General features: G+C 64.7%; 22 protein-coding genes. All 22 read right to left on the reverse strand.

The annotated features are described in order from the left end of the window. Positions 1-2: 2 nt before the first annotated feature. Positions 3-362, reverse strand: a complete 360-nt coding sequence (locus tag N5J29_RS12430; RefSeq protein ID WP_053517536.1) for a hypothetical protein — start codon at positions 360-362, stop codon at positions 3-5. Beyond that, complete coding sequence (locus tag N5J29_RS12435; RefSeq protein WP_053517535.1) at positions 359-988, reverse strand: Gp138 family membrane-puncturing spike protein; 630 nt, start codon at positions 986-988, stop codon at positions 359-361. Before N5J29_RS12435 ends, N5J29_RS12430 begins: the two co-directional genes overlap by 4 nt. After that, the gene (locus tag N5J29_RS12440) at positions 985-1857 is read right to left on the reverse strand and encodes a hypothetical protein (protein ID WP_053517534.1); all 873 of its coding nucleotides are present in this window, start codon (positions 1855-1857) and stop codon (positions 985-987) included. Before N5J29_RS12440 ends, N5J29_RS12435 begins: the two co-directional genes overlap by 4 nt. Beyond that, on the reverse strand, positions 1857-2177 hold the full coding sequence (locus N5J29_RS12445; RefSeq protein WP_053517533.1) for a hypothetical protein: 321 nt from the start codon (positions 2175-2177) through the stop codon (positions 1857-1859). The genes N5J29_RS12440 and N5J29_RS12445 overlap by 1 nt, the downstream gene beginning before the upstream one ends. Beyond that, complete coding sequence (locus tag N5J29_RS12450) at positions 2177-2782, reverse strand: phage baseplate protein (protein ID WP_053517531.1); 606 nt, start codon at positions 2780-2782, stop codon at positions 2177-2179. Before N5J29_RS12450 ends, N5J29_RS12445 begins: the two co-directional genes overlap by 1 nt. A 2-nt stretch (positions 2783-2784) precedes the next feature. Further along, positions 2785-3639, reverse strand: coding sequence for a hypothetical protein (locus tag N5J29_RS12455; protein WP_279924368.1), 855 nt, complete (start codon positions 3637-3639; stop codon positions 2785-2787). A gap of 63 nt (positions 3640-3702) precedes the next feature. Next, entirely contained in the window at positions 3703-5748 is a 2046-nt protein-coding gene (locus tag N5J29_RS12460) for a tape measure protein (protein ID WP_279924369.1), read from the reverse strand. A gap of 148 nt (positions 5749-5896) precedes the next feature. Then, positions 5897-6388, reverse strand: a complete 492-nt coding sequence (locus N5J29_RS12465; RefSeq protein ID WP_279924370.1) for a phage tail assembly chaperone — start codon at positions 6386-6388, stop codon at positions 5897-5899. Beyond that, positions 6388-6819, reverse strand: a complete 432-nt coding sequence (locus N5J29_RS12470; protein ID WP_279924371.1) for a phage protein — start codon at positions 6817-6819, stop codon at positions 6388-6390. The genes N5J29_RS12465 and N5J29_RS12470 overlap by 1 nt, the downstream gene beginning before the upstream one ends. 11 nt (positions 6820-6830) lie before the next feature. Continuing rightward, positions 6831-7913: a DUF3383 family protein gene (locus N5J29_RS12475; RefSeq protein ID WP_279924372.1), complete on the reverse strand. Its 1083-nt coding sequence runs from the start codon at positions 7911-7913 to the stop codon at positions 6831-6833. A 70-nt stretch (positions 7914-7983) separates the two neighbouring features. After that, positions 7984-8493 (reverse strand): hypothetical protein, encoded by a 510-nt coding sequence (locus N5J29_RS12480; RefSeq protein ID WP_279924373.1) that lies wholly within the window; start codon positions 8491-8493, stop codon positions 7984-7986. Then, a complete protein-coding gene (locus N5J29_RS12485; RefSeq protein WP_080375266.1) occupies positions 8490-8861 on the reverse strand; it encodes a hypothetical protein in 372 nt (123 codons plus the stop codon). Before N5J29_RS12485 ends, N5J29_RS12480 begins: the two co-directional genes overlap by 4 nt. Next, positions 8861-9310 carry a hypothetical protein gene (locus tag N5J29_RS12490; RefSeq protein ID WP_279924374.1) on the reverse strand — a complete coding sequence of 150 codons (450 nt, stop codon included), beginning with the start codon at positions 9308-9310 and terminating at the stop codon, positions 8861-8863. Before N5J29_RS12490 ends, N5J29_RS12485 begins: the two co-directional genes overlap by 1 nt. Beyond that, the gene (locus tag N5J29_RS12495; protein WP_279924375.1) at positions 9298-9702 is read right to left on the reverse strand and encodes a DUF4054 domain-containing protein; all 405 of its coding nucleotides are present in this window, start codon (positions 9700-9702) and stop codon (positions 9298-9300) included. The genes N5J29_RS12490 and N5J29_RS12495 overlap by 13 nt, the downstream gene beginning before the upstream one ends. 2 nt (positions 9703-9704) lie before the next feature. Beyond that, positions 9705-10049, reverse strand: coding sequence for a hypothetical protein (locus N5J29_RS12500; RefSeq protein ID WP_279924376.1), 345 nt, complete (start codon positions 10047-10049; stop codon positions 9705-9707). Then, a complete protein-coding gene (locus tag N5J29_RS12505; protein WP_279924377.1) occupies positions 10049-11002 on the reverse strand; it encodes a DUF2184 domain-containing protein in 954 nt (317 codons plus the stop codon). Before N5J29_RS12505 ends, N5J29_RS12500 begins: the two co-directional genes overlap by 1 nt. Positions 11003-11068: 66 nt before the next feature. Beyond that, complete coding sequence (locus N5J29_RS12510; RefSeq protein WP_279924379.1) at positions 11069-11527, reverse strand: hypothetical protein; 459 nt, start codon at positions 11525-11527, stop codon at positions 11069-11071. A gap of 6 nt (positions 11528-11533) precedes the next feature. Further along, positions 11534-12601, reverse strand: coding sequence for a DUF2213 domain-containing protein (locus N5J29_RS12515; RefSeq protein WP_279924380.1), 1068 nt, complete (start codon positions 12599-12601; stop codon positions 11534-11536). Positions 12602-12610: 9 nt separating this feature from the next. Then, positions 12611-13405 carry a phage minor head protein gene (locus tag N5J29_RS12520; RefSeq protein WP_279924381.1) on the reverse strand — a complete coding sequence of 265 codons (795 nt, stop codon included), beginning with the start codon at positions 13403-13405 and terminating at the stop codon, positions 12611-12613. Next, entirely contained in the window at positions 13402-14682 is a 1281-nt protein-coding gene (locus tag N5J29_RS12525) for a DUF1073 domain-containing protein (RefSeq protein ID WP_279924383.1), read from the reverse strand. Before N5J29_RS12525 ends, N5J29_RS12520 begins: the two co-directional genes overlap by 4 nt. Next, positions 14679-16100 carry a phage terminase large subunit gene (gene terL, locus N5J29_RS12530; protein WP_279924385.1) on the reverse strand — a complete coding sequence of 474 codons (1422 nt, stop codon included), beginning with the start codon at positions 16098-16100 and terminating at the stop codon, positions 14679-14681. Before terL ends, N5J29_RS12525 begins: the two co-directional genes overlap by 4 nt. Before the next feature lies 1 nt (position 16101). Next, positions 16102-16575, reverse strand: a complete 474-nt coding sequence (locus N5J29_RS12535) for a DUF2280 domain-containing protein (RefSeq protein ID WP_279924387.1) — start codon at positions 16573-16575, stop codon at positions 16102-16104. Positions 16576-16578 lie beyond the last annotated feature (3 nt).

The following is a 16578-nucleotide window of genomic DNA, read 5'->3' on the forward strand; positions in this document are numbered from 1 at the left end:
TGCTACTCCAGTGTGATGGTGTCGGCGATGAGGCCTTCGTCTGTGTTGGCCTGGAAGCTCACCTCCAGCCGCCTGCGCTCGCGATCGATGTTCAACTGCATGCTGGCTACCCCTGTCACGCCGGGAACGTCGTTTATCCGCTGTCGGAGCACCGCCTCGATCTCGCTGCGGTTGGGCCGCTTGACCAGAATGGATTCCAGGTAGGGGACGCCGAACGTGACGTCGAGGAAGTACTCCCCGAACCACGTCATCAGGGTGACCTTGATCTGCTGTCGTACCCGGGAAGCGCCGTCCACGAGCACCACGTTGGTGCCGTCCACGGCAAGGTCGTGCACCGCATTAAGCTTGAGGTCCAAACTCATTTCTGCGGCTTCCCAGAAGTACCAGTGCCCGGCGTGACGCCGGTCGTGATGTGCTCGATCAGGCTCACGCCGTCTGCGGTGACATCGCCCGTAGCGTCCAGCTTTCCTCTGAGCAGAACGTCCGCATCGATGGTCAGGCCCGCAGGAGCAGAAATGCTCGCTGCACCGCTTGCCGTGATGGTGATATCGCCTGCGGGCGATATGGTGATGCTGGCCGAGCCGAACTGGACCACCAGGTTCTCGGTGTCGACCTGCTGCACGCCAGGCCGACAGACTGGCGTCGCGAACGCGTCGCTGAGATCGAACATCCTGGGATCTCCTGGCTCTCCGTCCGTCCCGGAGAGCCAGTTCTCCAGTGCCCGCTCGGAGAAGTGCAGAGTGACGTCATCCCCAGCCGCCAGTGGCACCGAAATGGTTGCCTGGCCAGCCATTCCGCGCGGAAAGTGCACGGGAACGCTCACAATGCTGGGCGCCCCCAGCGCCTCGCCTGAGGACAGTGCCTTGCTGAGCGCGGGCGCAACGACAGCAGCATGCCCGTCGAAGCTCACGATCTTGCCGGGCAGGCATGTGTGCACCTCTGCCAGCTCGGTGGCGATCAGCCGCCGAAGGTCGGATGCCTGACTCATGACACCTCCACGATATGCAGGTCGGTTGTCCAGTCACCGCCGTGGTAGTCGCCACTGTGCGAGACTGATTCGACGCGCCAGATCCCCTTAACCTGCCGGCTGTCCATGCGCACCCGGTCGCCCGGATTCAACCAGGGAAGCAGCAGTGACCGGACGCGCCAGCCGTCTCGACGCTGCCGCTCGGATCGGACGGTCTTTCCACCGCCGGCGTCCTTCTCTCGGCTGGCCTCGCGCACACGCTCCGGTGAACCGATCAGTCCGGATGCAGCGTTCAGCACGACCACGCTGCGCTCGGTCACACCCTTGGTGGCCACTACCTGCAGGGTCTGGTTCTGGATTGACCATTCCAGACCAGCACCCCTGCATAGCTTGTGCAGCGCGGCACGAGCAGGCCCGTAGAAGCTGAAGCCGTGCTCCCACGTCCTCGGCGTCAGAGACCGAGGCATGTTCAGGACCAATCCCATCTTTCCCGCCACGTCCTGGATGATCGTGGCCGACGTTGATCCTGCGCCATAACTCAGGCTCACCGCGCTGTCGCGAAGCTCGCCATACCCATCGGCGATCGCAAGCTCGGTGACCACATCGGGCGAATCGAAGCGAGTGAAGGCATCGACCACCGTGCCAGCCGCCAGCAGGATGGCTCCACTCTCCTCCTCGTAGCCCGCGTAGAGATAGGCGCGAAGGTCAGGCTTCTCCAGAGCTTTCCGCGTAGACGGAGCGAGGTTATAGATCCGGATCGAGTGCACGTTAGGATCCTCTTCAGCATCCTTCTGCACGTCGAACTGGATCTGCATCGGCGGCAGGATGGTTGTGCCCTGCCCGCCTGGAGGTCCAACGACCAGGCGATAGGTGCGGCGGAACCGTGGCATCAGGCGATCTCCGCAGCGGGAATGTAGATGAGGCTGGCCAAGCCCTTCCGGAATCCATCCCGGGGAATTCCGGCCGTGTCGCCCAGCACCAATGCCATCAGCTCTCCAGGCGGTAGCGCGAGGTAGTGAAACCGAGCGAGTAGCGGAACGTTCGGCACAACCACGATGCCGGCCACAACGGTCTCCTGGTTGTAGTTCTGGACTTCCATTGCCCACTGCTCGGCCTCGCTATTCCAGCCGAGTCGAACAAAGTACGTTTCCCCATCCAGTTCCACTTCCAGCAGCTGGTCATTGGCGTCGATGGTTTCGATCTGGAACATCACTGCACCCCTGGGGAGATTCCGTCTCCGCCAATGCCCAGAGTTCTGTTCACGTACTCCGTGGCCGCCTGCTGCTGCTTCTCACTCAGCTCTTGCGTGCTAGCCTTTCCCCCGCTGGTACGTGTCGATCCGGCCTTGCCCTTGGCCTTGGGCGCCGCTTTGTCCTCAGGCACGGTTTCCGTCTTCAGCTGGGCCTTGACGATCTTCCGGAAGTCGCAGTCGATGGAGAAGTGGTCTCCTTCGTTAGTGCGACCGATTCGGCAACGCTCCATGACCATCTCAGTGTAGGTATCCATGCCAGTGCTGATCGTGACCAGCTCGCGGGCCTCGTGAAGTCGTCTCAGAACGTCTTTTGCCTGGACCAGCTTCTGCCAGCCGTTGGCGCCGAAGACCGTGATCTGCGCCGAGGTCACCATGCCCGACAGCGACAGCTTCTCGGCATCATTCGACACGTTGTCGGTGATGGTGCTGCCATCCTCGACGGGGTAGACGGTCGCATAGCTATCCAGCACCGTGTCCTCGCTGATGAGAGCATCCAACTCCAGTGCGCCGACGGCCGCACGAGTGCCGAACACCGAGCTGAAGGTCAGTGCAGTCAGCGCCATGGTCAGTATCCGATTGCGAAGTACCGGACGATGCCGGGGGTGGCAGTGCCCTGCAGAAGCGTTCCACCCGCTGCGTCGAGGTCGCGGATGGAGCAGCCAGCATCTCCAGTCGTGCTGAAGATGAAGCCCAGGCAGGAGAACGCGTTCAGACAGGCATTCGGGAACACCTTCGGCCACTCCACCCTGAGGGAGGAGTCGGCGGGCACGGTGGCTTCACCCCACTGAATGAGGAGGCGGAAGTTGCCGGCATCGTTTACCAGCTCGACAAAGCCGCTCGCGGCAAGGAGCGAATCGGCCAGGGCCATGAACGGGGCCATTCCGAGGTTGCTTCGCGCCTGAGGAACTGCCGTGGCTCCGGTCCCGCCTTTCCCCACCGGCAACACCCCGGATAGATTCGGCAGGCTGATGTCCACCTGCTCGGCACCGGTAATGCGCCCCTTCTGATCAACCTGGAAGCGGCCGACCGCGCTTGATGTCCCGTATGTACCCGCGTTCACGCCGGTGTTGTCCAGCGCATGCGTGTGCCCATCCGGACCCGCGTCGTTGCCCGACGCAGACGTGATTGACTTCGGCACCGCCGCTTCCCCACCCCTCCAAATCTGGTAGGCAAGCGCCTCCTGCAGGGTATCGGTATCGCCGCTGGTGAGCGTCAGACCGGCGGCGTCAGTGACACCTTTGACCTGGTTGAACAACCACTGCTGTCGCAGCCCGTCGCCGCGGTGCACTGCGTTGAACTGCTCGACTGCTGGCGGCACCTGGCCAATGAAGCCCCATCCAGTCCGAACAGCCTGTTCGGACAAGTCCGCGACCGGACCTTCTGCCGCCCAGGTGACAGTGAAACCTTGGAAGAATTCCATGCGCCATCTGGCCTCATGTTGCGGGCACGGCCACGGCCAAAGCCGTGGCGCGCGCCGAGTGGTTTAGAAGCTCTCGACCGGCGTCGGCAGCTGGTACTGGAAGCCGGTCATGGCCTTGCTGGTGCCGCGCTGTGCGGCTGCGCCATAGGCGGCGGGGTTGCCGCCAGGCGGCGCGGTAACTTGGACGCTCGCGGTCTGGGTTACCGTCTGGTTCACCGCAGAGCGGCCCGCATTCACGACCGACCCCGCCGATACGCCGCCAAGCGATCCCGTGCCATTGGCCGTGATCCCGATGCCTTTCTTGGCCCAATCCGGGATCAGCCCCGACACGAAGTTCCAGCCGGCGGCGAACTTGGCGGTGATCCAGTTCCACAGCGCCTCCACGCCGGACTTGAGCGAGGACCACGCGCTATCAGCCGTGACCACGATCCAGCCGATGGCAGTACCGATGGCCTCGGCCAGGCCGACTACCAACTTGATGATCATCCCGAGGAGCTTGATGTTTATCTTCAACGGGAACAGCAGAGCCTCGCCGAACAGCTTCCCGTAGTTCGCGGCATTCTCCAGCTCTTGCGATGTGCTCTGGACCGGCTTGATCAACTGGACGAACCAGTCCCAGATCTGCTGCAGCCAACCACCGATGGTTTCAAACGCAGGCATCAGCGGTGAAAGCGCATTGGTCAGTTCCTGGAGCGCCTCGCTACCGGCTGCCGCAACGCCTTCCCACACGCCACCGAAGAACGCCTTGATCGGTTCCCAGTACTTGTAGACCGCTGCCGCAGCCACAGCAATGACAGCTGCGATTGCCAGGAGAGGACCTGCGCCTATGCTGCCGATCGTTGCCAGTGCTGTGCCTATCCACCTCAGGACGCTTAGGAATCGCAAGCCCATGGGGCCGAACTTTGCGAACGCCTGCGCAACCTTCCCGCTGCTTAGCCTTGCAAAGAAGAGCAGCAGCGGCCGGCCAACCGTGCCAATCGCTGTGAATACGAGGCGAAGCGCGTTGAATGCTTTGACGGCCGCCCATCCACCGGCGAGTCCGGCGATCGCGGCCCCAATCTGCGGCAGGTGGTCGATGATCCACGACGCTGCCTTGTTGAACGCTTCGGCCGCCCGGGTGTTCTCGTTCCACACGCCCACATTGCGAATCAGCTGATTACGCAGTTGGGTCATAGACCGGGAGAACGTCATTGGTAGCCGCTTGAACTCCTCGTCAACTTGCTTGGTTTGCCGCAGCAGCCCATCCGCGATCTGCTTCGCGGTGATCTTTCCGTCCTGCCCGAGCGTCCGCAGGTTTCCAACCGTGGTTCCCAAGGCGTCGGCGATAGCCTGTGCCAAGCGGGGTGCCTGCTCGAGGATGCTGTTGAGTTCTTCTCCGCGCAAAACACCCGTATTCATCGCTTGGCCAAACTGCGTCAATGCAGCGGCTTGTGACGCCGCGCTACCTCCGCCAATAGTCATCAGCTTACTGATGGTGTTCGACAGCATCAGGGTCTGATCATTGCTAAGGCCAAGCGCTTGGCGGCCACGTGCCATCGAAACGAAGGTGTCCGCCAGTGGGCTGAACTCTTGCCCGGTCTGCTGTGCAGAGCGAAACAGGAAGTCGACCGAGCGGTTGCGAGTGGCTGCATCAGGTGTCTGAAGGCCAATGCGAGCCTTCGAGCCGGCCCATTCGTCCGAGGCGTCCATTAGGGAGCGAAGACTGAACGTTGCAATCGCACCCTGAATGGCACCTGCTACAAGGCCGGTGGACATGCCAGCCCCGCCAGCACCGCCGGTCCGGCGCAGCCGGCGCTGCCGGGCCTCCACTCGATCCATCTGCCGCAAGACCTCGCCGTATCCCTGACGGGCCCCCTGCCGCAAGCCAATCCCGAACTCCCGGGCTTCACGGGTCAGCCGGCCCATGGTGCGGGTCAGCTGGTTGCCAGTGCGGTTCATGCTGGCCAGCTCGCGATTGGCAACCTGTACGCCGCGCTTCAGCTGGTCGTTGGCGGCCTTGGCGGCCGTGTTAACCGCCTTCTCCGCCCGACGGTAGCCGTCGACATACTTCTTGAGGTTGCCCTCCCGCAGCTCATAGCGCAGGACGGTGACCAGTTCGCGCAAGGCCATGGCTACTTCCCTTTCGGCTTCTTGCCCGACGCCTCAGACGCCTCGCGGGCGTCCAGCAAGGCGTTGAGCTTGATCAGGTCCATGAGATCAACCGTTCCCTGGTTGATCTCGGTCATGGAGACGATGCCGGCCATCACCGGCCGGAAGATCAGGAACTCCCGTTCGAGCTCGGGTTCGAACCGTCCAGCAACCCGCCCAGCTTCTCCCCGAGGCCCGACCCAAAGAGGCCGAGCCATCGCCCCAAAGGGCCGGCGAAGTTCAGCTTGATGATCTCGAAGAGCAGTTCCAGGATCTCGCCGAAGTCATCGAACGCATCGTCCATCTGGCTCGGGGTGAGCTTCCGCGCGTCGCGCCCGGCCTTCTCGTAGGCGACGCGTTCGGCGTCGATCAACCGGCCGCACCAGGCATCGAGCCCTTTGCCGTCCAGCGAAGCGGAGAAGGACCGGATAGCCCCCAGCAGGACAGCCTCGTCCAGCTCGCCATCGTCGGCGTCGGCCTTGCCGGCGGCAGCCGTAAGCAGCGTGCCCACCGCCGGCAGCAGCTCCTTCTGCAGGTCGCCGAAGATCCGCAGCTGGTCGCGCGGTGCAAAGGTCGTCAGGTAGAACGTGGTCCGCCCGATCTTCACTTCCTTCTTGGCCATCAGCGCGCGCCTCCAACGTGGTAGGTCGCGTCATTGGACGTTTCGATGGTCCATTCGCGGTTACCGATGGTCGCCCCGAACTCGGTGTTCGGCTTTTTCACGACCCACGAACTGGGGTCCGCGATCAGCGTGCGGCCGGTCAGATCGGTAATGGCCAACGGCAGCGCTCCCTGCCCGTGCGAGGCCCGGTCGAAGTCGGCCGCAGCCGACAGCGCATCGTTGCTCTTGCTGGTCTGCAGCAAGGTGAGCGTGATCTGCAGCGACCGGTTCTGTGACATCGAACGGCCCTTCTCGCCGTTCGCGCCCACTACCGAGGAGATACCGTCGCCCATCTCTTCCACCGAGATGAACGTGTCCTCGGCGTAGCCGGTGATGATGTGCGGCCCGAAGGTGATGATCACCTGCGAGGAATCGTAGGTCTTGACGCCCATGTTCGAGGTCCTTAGATGCTGTAGGAGAGGGTGCCGGTGATCTCGGTCGTGTGGATCGCGCCGGCCAGACGCGCGGAGAACTTGATCCCCTCCAGCAGCCGCTGCGACTTCACACTGTCGGCAATCTCGGCCAGGCCGGGATAGGTAATCCGGTACGACTCAAGCACGTTGTCGTTGGCGTCGGTTTCGCGCGGTGCGATGCCGCCGGCGGTGACACCTGCGTCAAGTGCCGCGCGCAGCGCGGTGACGATCACCTGGATGCCCGCGCTCGTGTACGGAATCTTGCCGTCGGCCTTCGCCAGGACGTCCACGATTCCGGTCTGCACGCGATCCTTGAGCCAGTCGCGGAAGCGGATGATGTCGATCCACTCGCCACTGGCGACGGTCCCGTACTGGCTCAGGCCCAGATTGCGGAACTGTTCGTAGGTGTTCGCGTTCTTGCTGCGCACGATCTGCGACTGCCCCTCGGTCAGCGGGTCAGTCTGCACACCGCTCAGCCGCACGTTCGCCCAAGTCTCTGCGCCAGGGTCATACGTGAAGCGATTGGCGGCGAGAGCGGCTTCCACCCACTCCGTGCCGGCGCTGGCGTGATACCAGAGCGCCGTGCGGTTGTAGTTCAGGGCCTTCAGCTGGCTCGCGATATCCGCGTCGCCGGCGGTGATGATGCCGGCGTCGCCGCTGCTGGCCAGCTGCAGCTTGTCGTTTGCCTCCACCCAGGCGGCGGCTTCCATGATTTCGGCCGCAACGCGCGACAGCTGGATCAGGCCATACCACCCGGAATGGGCGGCCCGGATCGCCACCAGGGCTTCGGTGATGGTCTCGGTCGGGTCGCCGTCTTCGTCCACCGTGCGGCGGCCGACGTACACCTGATCGATCGCCCGATCCTGCTGGAAGACAGTCTGGACGGCCGTGTACAGGGCATCGGTCAGTGCGACGCCATGGTCCAACAGCTCGTCGGCGGAGGTGACCAGGAACACCCGGTCGGCCGAGGCCGGCAACGGGGCGAGGAACAGCAGGTCGCTGAAGGACTGCTGGTTGATCGAGGTGGTCGCCAGCGAAATCTCGACCTTGGCGATGCGGTCAATGGATGCCATTGCAGGTTGCTCCTGGGCATAGAAACGAACGCCTGGCGGCGCGGGAGGGCGTGGTGCAGATGCCGGGCGCTCAGGTGGCGCTGGTGGCGTCGAACGTGTCGACCAGGTCTGTGCCGTGGTCCTGCAGGGTCATCTCGCCCTGCACGGTCTTGATCAGCCCGACCTCTTCGTCGTGCTGCTTGGTGTAGCGGATGCCGATATCCAGCACTGCGCGGGGCTCGTACTTCGCCCCATCGCGCAGGACCGGTATGTTCTGCACCGAGTCGGTGGCGTAGACAGCAATGTTGGCCGCGTACCCCGCCGCGACCATGTATGGTCCCTTCAGGCGCTGGGACAGGTCGTCAAGCGCATCGAAGGATCCATCTCCGAAGCACTGCAATTCGACGGTGGCGTCCCGGTGGGCGGCATAGGTCTGATTCCCGTCATCGCTCAGGTCTGTTTCCAGCAGCGGCGCGCGCGGCGCCGTATCGACCCGAACAGTGATATAGGGCAGCTTGGGGCGGGGGCCATTCTGGTTGGCGAAGATCACCTGCAGGGTGGTTGCCTTGGCGATCAGGGCGCGGATTTCATCTTCGATCATGCGCCCTCCTCGCTCGACAGCTTCTGCCGGACGGCCAGATAGCGGTAGTGGTTCACCCCGCGCATGCCCATGTTCCAGTCACTGCCGGCGGTGACCAGGTAGCGATCTCCGCGGTAGATGACGATGTCGCCGTTGCTGTCGGTGTCGCCAGCAACCGCCAACTGCGTCCGGGTGTAGATCCGAACAGCCGACTCGACTCGACGGCCTTCGGCCAGCGCCTGCAGCTGGTCGTAGTCCTCCTTCTTGGCCGGCTGAATGCTGGCCCGAAAGTCGGTCTGCGTCTCCTGGCCGTCCTGCCAGCGCCCATCGATGTAGGCGCCTTCGCCCCGGGTGATTCGCGGATGTGTCCGTTCCCCGAGCATGCCCATCAGACCTTCTCCCAGCGGATGGCGTTGACCAGGGTGCCGTGGTCGACCAGTGGCACATCGCTGCCCTTCTGGGCGACGGTGGATGGTGCATTGGGCACGGCCCAGCTCTTCGATGCCCTGACGTGGGCCTGCTGTTGCTGCTGGGCGAACTCGCCCAGTTGCGCCAGGGCGATGTCGATCGGGGCGCCCTGCTCCACGCGTGTAGCGACTCTGTCCATGGCCATCCCGAGCACCCGCTCGTTCTTCTGGGCAAAGTCCCGGATGAAGGGTCGGGCGGGGATGTCCTGCGTCCCCAGCTCGTTGTAGATGGCAATGTCCAGCAGGCTGACCCCGTCCTGGGTGCCGGCTTTGGCCTGCACCCCGACCTTGATCCCCCGGCCATCCAGCGCATCGACCTGCTTCAGGTACTGCGCCAGGCCATCGCCGCTGCTCTTGGTTATCGCGGCCATCCGCAACACCCCATGGGCTTTGGGCTGACGGTGATGGCACCCAGCCGCGCGCAGATGTCGTTGAGGGCGGCCCAGCGCGCGTAGAAGCCCGCCGGATCGGAAACGCCACCGCCGGTGGCGCCGTCGAAGTAGGTGCGGCTGAGGTCGCCGTCCGTCTGGGATTTCACACCCAGCGGGACGACCTCGCCGTTGTCCGCAGCCTCCTTCTGCTGCTGGCGGCTGTAGAGAAGCCACGCGGCGTACCACGCAACCGCCTCGTCCGCCTTCTTCTCCGTGAGGCATGCCGGCCTGTAGGCCTCCGCCATCGAGATGGCCGTGGCCTTCTCTTCCGGCGTGGCGGTCAGGCCCGGGGCGAGGAAGTCCAGGATCTCGATGACGTCGGCCATGGCCATGGTTATGCGTCCTTCTTGTTGCCTTCTTCTCGGATCTGGTCCAGGCGCATGGACCCAGGCCCAGCCTCGAACGCAGCGATGGCGTCCTTCAGCTTCTCGATGCCCCAGTTGGCGCCGGCGTTGGGGACGCCCAGCTCCTTGGCGCGGGCGACCAGCGCGGCTTTGTCTTCGCCGTCGCCGCCGGTGCCGGCGTGCGCGCTGGCTGCGCCCGATACCACTTCCAGCAGATTCGCCTTGACCAGCTTGCCGAGGTTCTTCGTCGGCTGGGCGTCGAAGGTGCCGCCGGGGGCGATCACCTTGCCATCGTGGACGTGGGCGCCCACAGACTTGTTCTTGTAGGTCGCCATCACAGCACCGCCTTGGTGAACGCGAGGGGGTAGAAGACCGAAACGCCGGCACTGCGGGCCATGCACGGCACCACCAGCTCCAGGTTGCGGGCCTGCGCCGGCAGCTGGTTGAACTGCATCGGCACGTCGTGGGTGATGTTGTCCGGCGCGAACTCGCCGGCAATGATCAGATCATCGCCGCCCGGGCCAGCGCCCGAGAGCTCGGCCATCTCTTCGAACTCCAAGCCCGGATGCTTGCGACGGAAGAACTCGGCCACGGTCAGGCCGTTCGAGTCCGGCAGGCGCTTGGAACTGATGATCGACAGCGGCTCGGTGGCCATCGCGAAGCGATTCGGGGTGTGCACCCCCTTCGACTGCACGCGCACCGCGTTGTAGATCGCGTCCAGATCGGCCAGGATCACGTCCGCATCGGTGGCCATGGTCCATCCGCCGGTGATGGTCGTGGTGCCGATGTTCGGGTGGTTGGTCAGGCCGTACAGACCATAGGCGGCATCGCCAACCATGCCGATCAGGTTCAGCTTGATTTCCACCGCCAGGCGCGCGGCGTTGGCCTTCCGGGTCGGGAGATTGGCGCCGGTGGCGTTCGAGGCGATCAGCTCGTTGACGTTGTAGCCGTAGCTGTCACCGATGGTCTTGACCCGGATGGTCTTCTCGACGCGGGCCACGTCGGCGCGCGGCAGGTCGTCGGCGTAGTTGGCGATGACCTTGGCGATGCCCACCGAGTCGTAGACCGAGTAGGTCACGGTCTCGGCCCATTCGGGGACGTCGCTCGACGGCGGGACCAGCATCAGCCCCTTCATCGGCGGCAGCTTGCGGTCGTAGGTGCGGGTGCGGACGTAGTCCAGCTGGCGGGCAGTGAAGATGCCAGCATCCTGCCGGACCAGATCGGCTCCGGTGTTCTGCTGGAACTGCGCCACTGCCGAGAGGTCTGCCTCGTCGTAGTGCTCGTGCATGGTGGTTTCCTGATATGCAGAAGCCGCCCGAAGGCGGCTTGGGAGGGGTGTCGGTTGCAGACCGGCTTACGGAGCGGCCGGCGGCACCGCGAACGGGTTGTGCAGCTCGACCAGAGCGACGTTGGACGAAACGCCAGCCGGATCCGTGACGGCGACGATGCCGGTGCGGAACACCGCGTTGGGCAGGGCCGTGCCAGCGTTGGCCACCCGGCCATCTGCGGCGAAGGAGACCGGACCGTCGACGGTCACGGCACCGCCTGCGGCTACCTGTGCCCAGACATGGCCCTTGGTCATGACCGAAGCGCAGTCGTACTGGACATAGCCGGCACCGGTGATGGTGTGGCTGTGCAGGCTGATGCCGCGCACCTTGGTGCCAGCCCCTGCGACCAGCACTCCGCTCGCGTCCGTGCCAGTGACCAGGCCGAGGCCGAGGCCAGCAGCGCCAACCGGGAACGATTCGACGCGGTCGTCGCCCGAATCGCCCTTCATGCCCGCAAACGCGCGGGACTGGTAGTCCTCATACATGGGGAATCACTCCTCGGTGGTTTCGCCGCTGTTGCGGGCGATCATGCGCTCGCGCGCGGAACGGGCGTCCTGGCGGACTTCGGGGTTGTTGCCGGCGGGGCGCTGGCCGACCAGGTCCTGCCGCTGGCTGGCGACCGCGTCCTGGCGCTGCCCCTTCTCGGCGATGGCCAAGTCGTAGGCGGCTTCGATGTAGCCGTCGCTCTTGCCGGTCAGGTCGAAGCTGTCGCCGCGCACCTTCTTGATCACGGCACTGCGGATCTCGGTGTCGGTGGCGTCGGGCTTGAAGCTGGCGCCGATCTTGGTTGCGCTGTCCTCCAGCAGGATGCGGGCCTTGGCAGCAGCGGCAGCATCGGCGCGGATCTTGTCGGCTGCCTTCTCGGCATCGACCAGCTTGGCCTCGGCAGCATCGGCGCGAGCCTTCTCCTTGTCGATGTCGGAGCGAGCGGCGGTGAGCGCGTCCTGCGTTGCCTGCAGGGCGTTGGCGACCTCGGGCGCGGCATCGTAGGAGATGCCGGAGTCCAGGCGAACCTTGACCATGGTCATGGTGGTGTCTTCCTCGGTTGTGTCGGCGTCTGCCGCGTCAAGATTGAGCCGGGCGTTGCCCGCACGGCCACGGGGGACCAGGGCCAGATGGTTGACCCTGATGTTTCGCTGGATGGCGTCGTACCGCTCGCCATTGATCTCGCCGGGCGTCTCCTCGATGTCGAGGGTGTAGCCCAGGCTCAGTTCCTTCTTGCCGGCCGCGATGGGCGCCGTGTCGTAAATCACCACGTCGCCGCGCGCGTCGTCGCCATCCCGCCGTCCTTCGGTCAGGAGGGTGCCAACGGTGTGCACCTTGGCGTTGCTGGCAGTGACCAGGCCGGGGTGCCCGTCCGTGATCGGCTTGCCGCGGTAGCTGGACAGCGAATCCGCGTGGAAGACCTCTTCCGGCGGTCGGTACTCCCGGCGCAGCTTCCCGTCAGGACCGCGGTAATCAAAGATCCCCGTGCGGGTGAGGATCGGGGCGTCCTGGATGAAGCCCTCGACGGTGGTGGTCGCCTTCAGCTCCACCCGATCAAAGCGTTGTGCGGGCATATTGCCCTCCTAGTGAACGATGAGTGCCGCGAGGTCATCCAGATCAGGCAGTACGGCCTCAGCACTGCACCGGCAGCGAATGGGCTGCCCCGGATGGCCGTCGGCTGGCGGCTGATCCCAGCGATACGTCTTCCCCTCGCGAGCGACGTGCTCGGATCGCTCGCGGCCATCCAGCACGCCGCGCCAGCGGTACTCTTCGACGCCGATGCCCTGCTGCCGGGCTTGGGTGATATCGCCGTTCAGCTTGCCGATCTGGTCCCGAGCGATCAGCTCGGCTCGGTGCTTGGGCAGGTCGTAGGTGTCGCGCACGACCTTGATCACGTCCCTGAGGCTGCGGCCCGATTGGACCGCCGCCGTCACTCGCCCCCGCAGCTGCTCCACATACTGCGTGGGGATGGACTGGATAAGCGATAGGTTCTCCGCCTCCCAGACTCGCATCAGGTCGCGAAGGTCCGGATCCGCCGTCAGGATATTCACCCCGTAGGCGGACCTCAGAACGGCATGGAACTGCTGCTTGTTGAAGGCAGTCGTGCGCCTGGCGAACTCGGACACCAGTGGCCCGAGCACTTGGTCCTGCACCGATGACAGCGAGGTGGCCGCTGCCAGTGCCTGTACGAGCTCGTCGTACCACCCTGCCGCGATCGACGGGTCGACCGCGTCGGACCGGTAGCCCAGCGCTCGGATTACTGCCGGCCCCACGACCGCAGTGAGCTCGGTAGCGATGGCCGCCAGCGCCCGCTCATAGTCCCGCTCGACGCCAGCCGGATAGAGCCAGCGCCGAGGCTTGCGTGCCGGCCGGCTCACAGACCGCCCGCATAACTCGCCGCGGTCCCCGGTGTGCTGTCCTTCGGCACCAGCCCGAACAAGCCGCGCTGCTCGACATAGCTGCGGGCATCTTCCTCCGAAACCGCACTTGTGCCGGTGATGGCCACCACAGCCTCGGCCTCGGTCTTCAGCGCCTCAGCCTTGGTCTTCTCAATGTCGGCCAGTTCCTTCTCCGTCAGCTGCTTCAACGGCGACCACTGGACCTTCCAGTTGTCGGGAGCCTTACCCGCCAGCGCCCGCTGTGCACAGATCAACGCGATGACGCGCTCGAGTGCCGGCTGCATCCTCAGGCTGCGCAGCTGCTCGACCAAGTTGTAGTAGCCTTCGAAGTCGGCGTCCCCGGTGGCGTTCTGGCCACCTGGCGAGCGGCCGAACAGCAGCGTGACCGGGATGCCTGTCTCCGCCGACAGCGCGATCTGAAACTCCTGCAGGAGCTGGTTGACCCCGCCCACGTTGGTGTCGCGGATGTCGTAGTCATCCTCGGCGTCCACAGCGACGCTGTTTCGGATCCCGCGGGCTTGGTCCACCATCGTCAGGCGCTTCTGGATGGCCTGCTCTTGGTTCGCGACGATGGCGGCGGCCATGCCCTTCATCTTGTGCACGGCCTGTTGCTTGCGCCGCAGGATTTCCTTGGCGAGGCTGGTCGCTTCGATGTAGTCGCGGATCCGGCGGAAAGCGCGGGTAGCTGCCGCCCTCCCCCGCCAGGGGATGTTGTCCTGCCGCATCTGTGCCGGGAGCGGCTCACCCGGCACCTCGATCAGCCGCGACTCATGCACCAGAACCTGCGTGCCTGCCCCGCGTACCCGAAGCCGGTACAACTCGGGTTGCCCGTAGTTCCGGGCATTCGGGTCGTTGTAGGACCGATCGATCGACACATCATCGATCTCGAACGCACGCAGTTCCTCGATGGTGTCCAAGCGCTCAGGCTTGAGCGGGTCCCTCAGCAACCCGCCGTCAGCGGCAATCACCAGAAGGCATCCGCCGCCCCGCAGCCGAGACCAGCGCGCAGCATCGGCGAGCAACGGAAGCACGTTCAAGCGCTCCAGCTCCACCTGGATGACACCATCCGTGTCACCGGAGATCGTCACACCGCCCTTGACCGCGTTGTCCGCCGGAAGATCCACTACCCGCGCGGGCAGCCCGCCCTCGGCGTACAGATGGGAGTCGCTGACCAGCGCGGCGGAGACGACCGCCCCCAGGCTCTTGTCACCCAACACCGCATCCATGTATCCGTCTTGCTGCAGGTGGTTGCTCATTGGGCCTGTGCCATGAAGAGGGCCAGCTCATCGTCCAGGGAGTTGAAGGCGCGCGAGCACGCGTCCACCTGGTCGTCAAAGTGGCCGTTGGGAAACATCTTGAATTCGTTGATCAGCGCCTCATTCCACGGCGCGCGCAGCATCTTCACGTTGCCGGCGTTGACCTGGGCGGCGAAGCCTGCCGCTCGGGTGGCCTTGTCCCCGCTCTCAAGCGAGAAGGTGGCCGGAACGCCGTAGAGCTTGCGGCTCAGATGCATGACCTGCGCCTTGCCAGCCTGCCCAGGATCCTGCGGGATGGACTGGAGGACCATATCGGCCTTGCCTGTGTTACCGATCGCCGTCTCCACTTCGTCCGGCCCCATGCGCTCGCGCAGGATGTCCGCGATGTAGATGACACCGTCCTGACTGCGGCCCAGCTTTGCGCCTACCGTCCAATCACCTCGCTTCATCTTGGCTTCTGTTCCGGCCAAGTCCCACCCGCGCACGCACTGGAGGCCAGCGGGAAGTGCATCGACCGTCTCGATCTTGGCGGTCTTGATGATCCCGCCGTCGCCTGGAGATGGCTGCTGTTGGTATTGACCCGAGAAGACATAGGGCATCGACTCGCGCATTCGATTGAGGTCGGCGGCGGTGTGCTTCTCAGGCCACAGGGCCTCGCCGTCCTCCGACAGGGCCTCGAAGCAGACGTGCTCCCACACCTCGCCGTTCCCACCCGGCCGCGGCTCTTCACCAGGTTTGCGGCCTAGCAGCCACCCGGCCAGGTCCCGCTCGTGCAAGCGCTGCATGATCACGATGATCGGCGTGTCGGCGCTGTTCACTCGCGACTGCAGGGTGTTGTTAAACCAGTCCAGCACGCCTTGGCGGACGGTGTCGCTGTCGGCCTCACCCGGCTTGTGCGGGTCATCGATGATGATGGCGCCGCCGAAGCCAGGCCGGGCCTTGCCCGCGCCAAAGCCGGTGACGGTGCCCTCGGCACCGGTGGCGTACACCACCCCGCCCTTGGTCGTCCGCCAGTCTCCCTTGGCGCTGCTGTCCTTGCGCAGCTCGACCTCGGGAAAGATTTCCCCGTAGACCTCGTGCTGCACCAGTTCGCGGGTGTTGGCGCTGTTGTTCAGTGCCAGCGGCGCGGCGTAGCTGATGTGGATGAACTCGGAGTCCGGCACCTTGCCCAAGCACCAGGACATCCAGTTGACGACGGCGAGCTCGGTTTTGGAGTACCGCGGCGGCAGGTTAATCACCAAGCGCTTGCACTCGCCCCGAAAGACTCGGTCCAAGGCTGCGCACAATGGCGCATGGTGCTTGGCCCGCATCCACTGGAAGCCCTTCTTTCGAAGGAACGTGTAGCGGCTGTAGAAATAGAAGTCCTCGCGCGCCAGCTCGGCCGCAACCAGCTTCTGCTGAGCCGTCAGCTCGGGCACTTCACACCTCCTGCAGCAGCTTCTTCGCCTCCTCTCGGAACTGGCCGGGGGTCATGTCGGCGCTCTGGATCGGCCCGCCGTTGGGGCCGCTGTGTTCAATCTGCTGGCGGTTCGTGTACGCCCCGCCAGTCTCCTTTGCCGCCTGCTCGATGAGCTGCGCGGCAAGGCCCAGATTCTTCATCTTCTCGGCCTGGTTCACCATGCGATTGAGGGCCCGGAGCCGCACTGCCCGGTTGGCGATAGGGATGTTCGCCGTCTCGGCTTTGAAACGCTCTCGGGCGCTGTTGAACAGGTCCACCCAGCGGGCAGCCAGCTTCCGGCCGGCGTGCTTTGTCGGGTCGTGGGACTCAACCGTCTGGCGGCTGACCGTCACCCCGAACTCGTTCTTGACCGCTTCCACCACCGTGCTGGGCGTGTCGAAGCACGCCAGCTGCTGGACGATGAAGGTCTTCACATGGGCATCAAGGGCGGGCATCTC

The sequence above is a fragment of the Stenotrophomonas sp. GD03680 genome (genome assembly GCF_029844625.1).
In the GTDB taxonomy this organism is placed as follows: Bacteria; Pseudomonadota; Gammaproteobacteria; order Xanthomonadales; family Xanthomonadaceae; genus Stenotrophomonas; species Stenotrophomonas maltophilia_P.

Excerpts from the sequence above, each read along its gene's own strand:
- N5J29_RS12430 (WP_053517536.1), bottom strand. The coding sequence starts at position 362 with ATGAGTTTGGACCTCAAGCTTAATGCGGTGCACGACCTTGCCGTGGAC.
- N5J29_RS12435 (WP_053517535.1), bottom strand. The coding sequence starts at position 988 with ATGAGTCAGGCATCCGACCTTCGGCGGCTGATCGCCACCGAGCTGGCA.
- N5J29_RS12440 (WP_053517534.1), bottom strand. The coding sequence starts at position 1,857 with ATGCCACGGTTCCGCCGCACCTATCGCCTGGTCGTTGGACCTCCAGGC.
- N5J29_RS12445 (WP_053517533.1), bottom strand. The coding sequence starts at position 2,177 with ATGTTCCAGATCGAAACCATCGACGCCAATGACCAGCTGCTGGAAGTG.
- N5J29_RS12450 (WP_053517531.1), bottom strand. The coding sequence starts at position 2,782 with ATGGCGCTGACTGCACTGACCTTCAGCTCGGTGTTCGGCACTCGTGCG.
- N5J29_RS12455 (WP_279924368.1), bottom strand. The coding sequence starts at position 3,639 with ATGGAATTCTTCCAAGGTTTCACTGTCACCTGGGCGGCAGAAGGTCCG.
- N5J29_RS12460 (WP_279924369.1), bottom strand. The coding sequence starts at position 5,748 with ATGGCCTTGCGCGAACTGGTCACCGTCCTGCGCTATGAGCTGCGGGAG.
- N5J29_RS12465 (WP_279924370.1), bottom strand. The coding sequence starts at position 6,388 with ATGGCCAAGAAGGAAGTGAAGATCGGGCGGACCACGTTCTACCTGACG.
- N5J29_RS12470 (WP_279924371.1), bottom strand. The coding sequence starts at position 6,819 with ATGGGCGTCAAGACCTACGATTCCTCGCAGGTGATCATCACCTTCGGG.
- N5J29_RS12475 (WP_279924372.1), bottom strand. The coding sequence starts at position 7,913 with ATGGCATCCATTGACCGCATCGCCAAGGTCGAGATTTCGCTGGCGACC.
- N5J29_RS12480 (WP_279924373.1), bottom strand. The coding sequence starts at position 8,493 with ATGATCGAAGATGAAATCCGCGCCCTGATCGCCAAGGCAACCACCCTG.
- N5J29_RS12485 (WP_080375266.1), bottom strand. The coding sequence starts at position 8,861 with ATGGGCATGCTCGGGGAACGGACACATCCGCGAATCACCCGGGGCGAA.
- N5J29_RS12490 (WP_279924374.1), bottom strand. The coding sequence starts at position 9,310 with ATGGCCGCGATAACCAAGAGCAGCGGCGATGGCCTGGCGCAGTACCTG.
- N5J29_RS12495 (WP_279924375.1), bottom strand. The coding sequence starts at position 9,702 with ATGGCCATGGCCGACGTCATCGAGATCCTGGACTTCCTCGCCCCGGGC.
- N5J29_RS12500 (WP_279924376.1), bottom strand. The coding sequence starts at position 10,049 with ATGGCGACCTACAAGAACAAGTCTGTGGGCGCCCACGTCCACGATGGC.
- N5J29_RS12505 (WP_279924377.1), bottom strand. The coding sequence starts at position 11,002 with ATGCACGAGCACTACGACGAGGCAGACCTCTCGGCAGTGGCGCAGTTC.
- N5J29_RS12510 (WP_279924379.1), bottom strand. The coding sequence starts at position 11,527 with ATGTATGAGGACTACCAGTCCCGCGCGTTTGCGGGCATGAAGGGCGAT.
- N5J29_RS12515 (WP_279924380.1), bottom strand. The coding sequence starts at position 12,601 with ATGCCCGCACAACGCTTTGATCGGGTGGAGCTGAAGGCGACCACCACC.
- N5J29_RS12525 (WP_279924383.1), bottom strand. The coding sequence starts at position 14,682 with ATGAGCAACCACCTGCAGCAAGACGGATACATGGATGCGGTGTTGGGT.
- N5J29_RS12535 (WP_279924387.1), bottom strand. The coding sequence starts at position 16,575 with ATGCCCGCCCTTGATGCCCATGTGAAGACCTTCATCGTCCAGCAGCTG.